The organism is Lonsdalea britannica (assembly GCF_946477055.1).
Taxonomy (GTDB): Bacteria; Pseudomonadota; Gammaproteobacteria; order Enterobacterales; family Enterobacteriaceae; genus Lonsdalea; species Lonsdalea britannica_A.
On sequence record NZ_CAMKXG010000144.1, the window covers coordinates 1 to 8,965 of the forward strand.

The window sequence follows — 8,965 nt, forward strand, 5'->3', positions numbered from 1 at the left end:
TCTCGTGGGCTCGGAGATGTGTATAAGAGACAGGCCTACTGCCTACTGCCTACTGCCTACTGCCTACTGCTCAAGCGCTTCCGACATAAACCGCTCTCTTTTGGCTCCTTGCTTTTGCTCTCTTCTCACGTCCTAACATCAGCGAACGGAACGTTCACGCGTTGAGGTGCGAGTCGGTATGCGGCTCTCGCTGTCCATTCATTACTAGACGACCGGTCTATTTAATGTTAGCGTGATGTTATGACTTCGATGAGCAAAACCAAACAGACTCGCCAGCACATCCTCGATACCGGTCGCCAGTTGGTGCTGCGGCAGGGATTTGTCGGCGTAGGACTTAAAGCGATTCTGGACGCCAGTCAGGTGCCCAAAGGGTCGTTCTACCACTACTTTGCTTCCAAAGAGCAGTTTGGCTGCGCGCTGCTGGCCGATTACGTCAACGAATATCAGCAGCGTCTGGATATGCTGTTCTGCGCAGAGGCGGGCACCGGGCGCGAGCGGCTAATGCGTTACTGGACCGCGTGGATTGACGATCCTTTGCTGGGCGGCTGGGCTGAACACTGTCTGGTCGTGAAACTGGCTGCGGAGGTAGCCGACCTTTCCGAAGGTATGCGGCTGATATTGTGCGACGGCGTGTCGCGTCTGGTGGCGCGTATCGCTGAGACGACAGCCGATGGGCAAGCCGATGGCACGTTACGCTTAACGCTGTCGCCGACGGAAACCGCGCAAACGCTGTATCAGCTGTGGTTGGGGGCGGCGCTACTGTCTAAGCTGGGAAAGGACAAAACGCCGTTGCACCAGGCATTGATCACCACCGAGTTATTGCTCCCCCCCGCAGGGGGCCTCAGGGACGCCGAAGCGGTTCTCGGCGAGCCTTCATCCTCTTTTTAGGAGTCTTGTATGAACATTCTGATGGTATTAACGTCGCACGATCGTCTTGGCAATACCGGCAAGAAAACGGGTTTCTGGCTGGAAGAGTTTGCGGCCCCTTATTACGTATTCAAGGATGCGGGAGCGGCTATCACGCTGGTGTCGCCGTTGGGCGGACAGCCGCCGCTGGACCCGGTCAGCGATGCGCCGGAAGCGCAGACTGCCGCGACCGAACGTTTCCGGCAAGATGCGGACGCTCAGAACGCGCTGAGCCAGACCGCAAAACTGGCTGAGGTGAATGTGGCGGACTTCGACGCGGTGTTTTATCCCGGCGGACATGGCCCGCTGTGGGATCTGGCGGAAAGCGCCGACTCGATTGCCTTACTCGAAGCCTTTGACCGCGCCGGTAAACCGCTGGGACTGGTCTGCCATGCGCCTGGCGCGCTGCGTCATGTCCGGGCCGCCGATGGCGAGCCGCTGATCAAGGGACGCAAAGTGACTGGTTTCTCGAATAGCGAAGAGGCGGCGGTGCAATTGACGGAAGTGGTTCCGTTCCTGATCGAAGATGAATTTACGCAGTTGGGCGGACGCTACGAAAAAGGCGCCGACTGGCAGCCCCATATTGTGACCGACGGTCTTCTGACCACGGGCCAAAACCCGGCGAGTTCAGAAGGGGTCGCTCAGGCTTTGCTCAAGCAGCTGGCCTAATGTGCTTTTTATTTTGGAGTAAATCATGAGTTCTTCAGTTACTGCGGCCTCTCTGGCCGCCACCGTCGCCGACATGAAACGCGCACACGTGCAGGATGGCCCAGCCAGCAGCGAATTGCGCCGCGATCGCATTGAGCGCGCCATTCACTTACTGACTCGTCATCATCAGGAGCTGGAGGCTGCGGTACGTGCTGACTATGGTCATCGGAGTCCTTACCAGACCATCATGGCGGACATTTTGGGGTCCGTGAACGCGCTGAATCACGCCCGCGAAAATGTGGCGCAGTGGATGCAGCCTGACGAACAACCCGCACCGGGACCGGGGATGCACGCGCGGGTGCAATATCAGCCGCTCGGTGTCGTCGGGATTATCAGTCCGTGGAACTTTCCGCTGAATCTGGCGTTTTGTCCGCTGGCGGGCGTCCTCGCTGCCGGGAACCGGGCCATAATCAAACCTTCCGAGCTCACGCCGCGGACGGCGGAACGGTTGGCGGATCTGGTCGCGCGTTATTTCGATCCGCTGGAAGTGACGACCGTGCTGGGTGATGCGGAGGTGGGTAAAGCGTTTAGCGCACAGGCTTTCGACCACCTGATCTTTACCGGCAGTACCAGCGTGGGGCGTCACGTCATGCGTGCGGCGGCGGAGAATCTGGTCCCGGTGACGCTGGAGTTGGGTGGCAAATCACCGGTGATGGTGGATACCGATGCGGATATCCAGACGGTTGCCGAGCGCGTGATGACGGTCAAAACGTTCAACGCCGGACAGATTTGTATGTCGCCGGATTACGTGTTGCTGCCTGAGTCGGCGCGCGATGACTTTGTCACGCATGCGCGCGCGTTTGTTGCGGAAGCGTTTCCTACGTTGTCGGAAAACCCCGACTACACCGGGATCATCAGCGATCGTCACTTCCAGCGACTGCAGCAGCTGCTGGCCGATGCGCGTGAGAAAGGCGCGACGGTGGTGGAGCTTTCCGCTGAAGGTGAAGCGGGCGTCGCGCTATCGCAGCGCAAGCTGTCGCCGACGGTGGTGTTGAACGTGACCGACGACATGCTGGTGATGCAGGAGGAAATTTTCGGGCCGATCCTGCCATTGAAAACCTACGCAAATCCGGAGGAGGCGGTCGCCTATATCAATGCGCATCCGCGTCCGCTGGCGGCTTACTATTTTGGGCAGGACCCAGTGCGTCAGCGTGATTTCAGCGAGCAGACGACGTCCGGCGCGTTGGTGGTGAACGACGTCATGACGCAGGCCACGATTGAAAGCGTGCCGTTCGGCGGCGTAGGCGCGTCCGGAATGGGGGCATATCACGGCATCTACGGCTTCCGTCGTTTCAGTCATGCCAAAGCGGTCGTGGTGCAAAGCCCCGGCGGCGAGTCCAACCTGCGGATGCGTGCGCCATATGGGCCGAAAATGGCGGAGATGGAATCCATCCTGAAACCGTAATCGCTTAAACAGTCTTCTCGGGCCGCGGACTCACCGCGGCCTTCATTTTCCAACCTTCACGTTCCACAGACTGCAACATTGTTGCGCTAGCTTTTCTTTTCTTGTCCTGCTGCGCCGAACTTCATGCGATGGCCTCTCTGGCCGCGACGGCTTCGTTGACCGCGGTGTGAAATGCGCCGTTCGACGTATTCCTCCCGGAATTAACGTCGCACTGGGGTGTCTAAAGCTAAGCCGTTGGTGCAATGGTTTTGTACAAAAAACGGCTCGGGCTGTTGGAGCCTCCGATATTCATTGATGCTGTCATTTTATGACAGTGAAGGATAACGCGTTTATGGTGACCCGCTCGCGACTGCGCTCTTTCGCTCGTTACGCGCACCCCAGACACTGGCCGCTGTGGTTCGGTCTGGCGGTGTTATATCTGCTGATTCAATTACCTTATCCCATTCTGGTGCGTCTCGGCGGCTGGTTGGGACGACGTTCAATGCGTTTTCTGAAACGACGGGTTGGTATTGCCCGGCGTAATCTCGAGCTGTGTTTTCCTGAGATTGACAGTCATCAGCAACAGGTCAAATTGACCGAGCATTTTTCGTCGCTCGGTATTGCGCTGCTCGAAACGGGGATGGCCTGGTTTTGGCCGGACAAACGCATAAAAAAATGGATCGATATCGTCGGGCTGGAACACCTGCACAATACGCAAGAGTCAGCGTCGGATCAGCAGAACGGCGTCATGGTGATCGGCGTGCATTTTATGACGCTGGAGCTGCATTTTCGTATTCTCGGCCACTGCAAACCGATGGTGGTCATGTATCGTCCGCACAACAGCCCTATTTTGGAGTGGGTGCAAAAATGGGGACGATCGCGGTCGGGCAACGTGCTGGTGAACCGCAAAAACTTGATTAGCATGGTTCACACGCTGAAACGCGGCGGCACGGTATGGTTCGCGCCGGATCAGGATAACGGGGCGAAGGGCAGCGTGTTTGTGCCATTTTTCGGCGTCGACAAGGCGGCGACCTCAAACGGCACCTTTACTATCGCCCGTCTGGCTCAGCCCAAACTGGTGACGGCCGTCGTCATCCGAAAACCGGCGGGGCAGGGGTATCAGCTGATGATTTCCCCGGAGCTGGAGCACTATCCCTATGACAATAGCCTGGCCGCGGCAGCCTATATGAATCGGGCGATTGAACGTGAAATCATGAAGGCGCCAGGCCAATATCTTTGGTTGCATCGCCGTTTCAAAACTCGCCCGGTGGGCGAACCCTCGCTGTATATCTAGTCCCCCTGTTGCGCGCCGGGCTTCGGCAATCTCGTCGCGCATTCGCCATGTCCTGATGAGAATACGGCCGGTGATCCCCCCGGAGACCCGGTCTTGACGTTTGATCACGCAAGGTCAGTTTGTTGTGAAGAGATGCGGTGAAATTGAAAATTTCCGGTAAATACGTGACATCAACAGTGATATTCGCGGGATTGATTCAAAGATAAATCAATAAACTTGCATGAAGTGGTGCCGATTAATGGCTACTAGTTTGGATTTATCAAGGCCGGGGAAGTCAACATGAAGTCAATAAATAAAATGATACTAGCGATGGTGGTCGCTGGCATTATGGGAGGCATATTGATTTTGTTGCTCCTGAGCCAGCGGGTGATAGCGAAGAACGATCAAAAGAAATTGCAGGATTATGCTGAAGCAATAATGAAGCGTTCCGATGACGTCGTCACTGAATCCAACACCGCGATTAATGAAGCCTACGCACTGAAGTATCCCCTCTGCTCTGAAGACGATTTATTCCAGCTTCGCTACATGGTTTATAAGTACCGCTATATTATCGACGTCGGACGAATGCAGAACGGTCAGTTAGTATGCACTGCCGGGCGTGGCGTGCTGGCATCGCCTATTACGCTACCGGAAACCGATATTCAAAAAGCAGACGGCACCCAGCTTTGGACCGCCGTCAGAGGCCTCTTCGACCCCCGAATTCAAACGGATATCGCCAGCCGCAAAAACGTGGTGGTATTTACGTCGCCCGATGCCTTTCGCAGCTTTTCTTACCCGCTACGCGGCTACGGCGCGGTATTAACGTCGGCGGACGACAGCCACGTTTTCCAGACTTTCGGCAGCAAAAGCGTGACGCCATCTCGCTTTGAAAGCTCCTGGCTCGCTCAATATCGCCAGTCTTATTTATGCAGCAAACTGTATGAGATCTGTATTCATGCGCGGCTAAGCGCCTCCGGTATTCTACAAATGCCCGCCTATATGATTTCCGCTCTCTCATTGTTGGGCGCGATATTAGGCGGCTCGCTGACGCTGGTTATTTTTCTGCTGCTTGATATTAATCGTTCAATTCCTAAACAGCTACGCTTGGCCGTCAGTCATAAAAAACTTCACGTGAATTATCAGCCGATCATTTACCTCAATGATGAAAAAATCATCGGTGTTGAAGCGCTGGCTCGCTGGACGAATAAACACGGCCAGATAATCTCTCCCGATGTGTTTATCCCTATTGCGGAGAAACAGGGAATGATCGGTGATATCACGCGGCATATTACCCACCGTTCAATCGCTGAGATGCAAAGTCTGTTATTAAGCGACCCGGAGTTTTACCTCAGCATTAATCTGGATATCTCCGACGTGTTGGATGCCGATTATCAGACGTACCTGAATGAACAGGTGGCGAATTTCGGCGTGACGCCGAAACAAATTATTCTGGAGATCACGGAGCGTTCGACGGCTAATTACACGATGCTGGCGAAACGTTTATCCGAGCTACGTGCGCAGGGATATCGTATCGCCATCGACGATTTTGGGACGGGATACTCCAACTTTTCGTACCTCTCCAGCCTGCCGTTTGACGCCATTAAAATCGACCGTATGTTTACCGAAGCTATCGGCACAGACTCCGTCAATGCGCGCATGGTGGATTTGCTCTTTACCATGACGGCCATGCTGAATACCTGTGTCATTGTTGAAGGGATTGAAACAGCCGAGCAGGCCGCTTACGTGAAGGAACATTGTAATGACGCGGTGGGGCAAGGTTGGCACTTTGGCAGACCGATGAGCGCGACACGCCTGAAAGCGTTGCTGTCCTAAACTATCGGTGAAATGACCGTATTCGCCAAAACACGGCGAAGTGTCGCTGTGCAAAACATAAAACGAATAAAGCAAAAGAAAACGAATTTCCTGTCGCTGAAATGAAAAATGATGGCGATAAGTTGTGGAGATAATAGATTGAACTTTTCGATGAAATAAGATAATAGGCGTTTTGATAACGTATTATTTATTCTCTATCTCTTCAGGTCCCAGCGGGAAATATAAATGACGCTTTAGGATGACTCTCTTTGTAATATTTGGTAATATTTTTTAGCCAAATCAGGCTAACTATAAATCCTTTAAAGAGTCATTTGCAAATGAAAAAATTAGCAGTCTTTGCTTTATCTGCAGCAATATTACTTTCTGGATGTGCAACTATTGTTGGAAAACGAGCCCAGGTGGTCAACGTTAATAGTAATCCTGCAGGCGCAAAATTCTCGATACAGGATGAAACTGGGCAAGTCGTCGTCACTGGTAATACACCTCAAAATGTGGTTCTGGATAAATCTAACGGACATTATTTTGGTGGGAAAAAATATCTGATTACGTTCACAAAAGAAAACTATCAGCCGCTGACGTTGCCTGTTCGATCATCTGCGAACGGGTGGTATATCGGCGGAAATCTGGTATTCGGCGGTCTCATCGGATACTTGCTGGTGGATCCTTTCAACGGCGGTATGTACACGCTTCACCCCAAAGCCGCGAATGCGATGTTAACGCCTCAAGCGCAATAATGTCGCGTTGCAGTCTTGCGATAGGCTTCAGTAAACAAATTCTAATGAGAGCAGCGGATATACTGCTCTCCATTTATATTGGGTAAATGATAATGAAAAGAATCTTCTTTCTATTTTTCGTATTGATATTGAGTGGGTGTTCCAGACCGCACGGTCCTGCAGAATATATATTGGATCAGACTATTATCACGCCAGATACTCAGGGCAAGCAGACAAAAGTCACCGTGACGCGAAATAAGCAGTTTATTGGTGCCTGGAGTGGTGGTCTTTGCAAATTTGTCGTGACGGTCGATGATAAAGAGATCGCGCTGCTAAGACAAAACCAATACGTCACAGCTTATTTAAATAATGGCTTGCATAAACTGAGAGTCAGCAACGAGTGTGTCGCGCTGTCGCTGGGCATGCGACGGACCGTGGATGTTCTTGCTGATGGTAGCGAGCAAGAGTATGCGGCAGAAGTAGGCTTTGGGGGACAGTACCGGCTTTGGCGCACGCGCTAACCGTGCTTCACTAAGCCTTGATGAACAAAATCAGCCGGCGTAGTTTCACAGAAGAGATTGAGTTATTGTGAGACGACACGCCGGTTTTCTTATTGGATTGACTCAGCGGGACTTTTATCACAGACGTGCGTTGGGATAACTGCTTGAATAATGGCGGAGAGAGAGGGATTTGAACCCTCGGAGGGATGACTCCCTCAACGGTTTTCGAGACCGTCCCGTTCAGCCGCTCCGGCATCTCTCCACGGAAGGGCGACTATGATGCCCGTTTTCATGGCATTTTAACAGCCCCTATCCCCGTCTTAAGACCTGAGTGACGACATAGCGAGCAATCATGCATGAAGTGGCAATGGAAAACCTCACCGTCTTCGCCTGAAAAGGGGGCCGAGTGGCACTCTGCGCTGTCTATCCCGCTGCTGGCGCCGTTGGACGAACGCGAGCGTCGGCGGCTCGTCGATCTTGCGCAACACTTTCTGCGGCAAAAGCGCCTGGTACCCTTGGAACATCTTGAGTTGGATACACTGATGCAGCAGCGTATCGCGCTGCTGTTTTGTCTGCCGGTGTTGGAACTTGGCTTCAACTGGCTTGATAGCTTTCATGACGTCCTGATCTATCCCTCTCCGTTTATTGTCACGGACGAATGGGTCGATGACATTGGCCTCGTCCATTCGGGAGAGGTTGTCCAGTCAGGACAAAGTTGGGAGCAGGGACCGATCGTGCTCAACTGGCAGGACATCCAGGACTCCTTCGACCTGTCGGGATTCAATCTGGTGATCCACGAAGTGGCGCATAAGCTAGACCTACGCGGAGGACGTGAAGTGAGCGGCGTTCCACCACTTCCTCTGCGGGAAATGGCGCAGTGGGAGCAGGCGTTCCACGGGGCGATGTGCGAACTGCAAGAGGAGATCGACCTGGTGGGGGAAGAGGGGGCCAGCATGGATCCCTATGCCGCGTCCGATCCGGCAGAGTGTTTTGCCGTGTTGTCCGAGTACTTCTTTAGTGCGCCCGAATTGCTCTATGAGCGCTTCCCCGTCATCTATGACGTGTTCACGCGCTTTTACCGGCAGTTGCCGCTGGAGCGTTTACAGCGCTGGCAAAAGGGGGGCGAAGCCCTATCATCGCGCAACTCTTGAGCATAAAAACGCATAATCGAACAGAGGCTAAGCAGTTGGGATATAAACGCGATTTTGGCGTTGACAGCCCAGAGTGACCCAGATACTATGCGCCCCGTTCACACGATTCCTCTGTAGTTCAGTCGGTAGAACGGCGGACTGTTAATCCGTATGTCACTGGTTCGAGTCCAGTCAGAGGAGCCATATTTAGGAAAGCCCGCTTAAGGAAACTTAAGCGGGCTTTTTGCTTTTCAACGGCCTGAACACTTGCTATTTAACCCTCACTATTCACCCCACTACGCCATTCGATCTGCCTCTCCACGTAAAACTTGCCGGTTAATATCTCTGGCGCTTTGAATACGATAACCGGTGGCTGAAAACGCCCATCGCGTCGAAAAGGTCTTATCAATCACCCTGTGTTCTGTGTTTTCTCATCGTCTGCACGTCGCCATTCCACTGCCCAGATCGCGTAGTAGGAACAGAAAACAGGACCGTTCAAAAGTGTAACTATTGTGTAT

General features: G+C 53.2%; 8 protein-coding genes and 2 tRNA genes. 9 read left to right on the forward strand and 1 reads right to left on the reverse strand.

Annotated features, from left to right (window positions below; genetic code table 11):
• Positions 1 to 249 precede the first annotated feature (249 nt).
• From Q7O77_RS10820 to Q7O77_RS10850, 7 genes are all read left to right on the forward strand, one after another.
• Positions 250 to 888: a TetR/AcrR family transcriptional regulator gene (locus tag Q7O77_RS10820; protein ID WP_304166866.1), complete on the forward strand. Its 639-nt coding sequence runs from the start codon at positions 250 to 252 to the stop codon at positions 886 to 888.
• A gap of 9 nt (positions 889 to 897) precedes the next feature.
• Positions 898 to 1,575 carry a type 1 glutamine amidotransferase domain-containing protein gene (locus Q7O77_RS10825; RefSeq protein WP_304166868.1) on the forward strand — a complete coding sequence of 226 codons (678 nt, stop codon included), beginning with the start codon at positions 898 to 900 and terminating at the stop codon, positions 1,573 to 1,575.
• A gap of 25 nt (positions 1,576 to 1,600) precedes the next feature.
• Complete coding sequence (locus Q7O77_RS10830) at positions 1,601 to 3,019, forward strand: coniferyl aldehyde dehydrogenase (RefSeq protein ID WP_304166871.1); 1,419 nt, start codon at positions 1,601 to 1,603, stop codon at positions 3,017 to 3,019.
• Between the two features lie 331 nt (positions 3,020 to 3,350).
• On the forward strand, positions 3,351 to 4,292 hold the full coding sequence (lpxL, locus tag Q7O77_RS10835) for an LpxL/LpxP family Kdo(2)-lipid IV(A) lauroyl/palmitoleoyl acyltransferase (RefSeq protein WP_304166873.1): 942 nt from the start codon (positions 3,351 to 3,353) through the stop codon (positions 4,290 to 4,292).
• A 279-nt stretch (positions 4,293 to 4,571) separates the two neighbouring features.
• Positions 4,572 to 6,104, forward strand: a complete 1,533-nt coding sequence (locus Q7O77_RS10840) for an EAL domain-containing protein (RefSeq protein ID WP_304166875.1) — start codon at positions 4,572 to 4,574, stop codon at positions 6,102 to 6,104.
• Positions 6,105 to 6,421: 317 nt separating this feature from the next.
• A complete protein-coding gene (locus Q7O77_RS10845) occupies positions 6,422 to 6,838 on the forward strand; it encodes a hypothetical protein (RefSeq protein ID WP_304166878.1) in 417 nt (138 codons plus the stop codon).
• A gap of 170 nt (positions 6,839 to 7,008) precedes the next feature.
• Positions 7,009 to 7,338, forward strand: coding sequence for a hypothetical protein (locus Q7O77_RS10850; RefSeq protein ID WP_304166881.1), 330 nt, complete (start codon positions 7,009 to 7,011; stop codon positions 7,336 to 7,338).
• Between the two features lie 151 nt (positions 7,339 to 7,489).
• Here Q7O77_RS10850 and Q7O77_RS10855 read toward each other — a convergent pair.
• Positions 7,490 to 7,579: transfer RNA gene (locus tag Q7O77_RS10855), tRNA-Ser, on the reverse strand.
• Between the two features lie 94 nt (positions 7,580 to 7,673).
• Here Q7O77_RS10855 and mtfA point away from each other — a divergent pair.
• On the forward strand, positions 7,674 to 8,468 hold the full coding sequence (gene mtfA / locus Q7O77_RS10860; RefSeq protein ID WP_304166883.1) for a DgsA anti-repressor MtfA: 795 nt from the start codon (positions 7,674 to 7,676) through the stop codon (positions 8,466 to 8,468).
• Between the two features lie 107 nt (positions 8,469 to 8,575).
• Positions 8,576 to 8,651 (forward strand) — tRNA-Asn (locus Q7O77_RS10865).
• Positions 8,652 to 8,965: the final 314 nt, after the last annotated feature.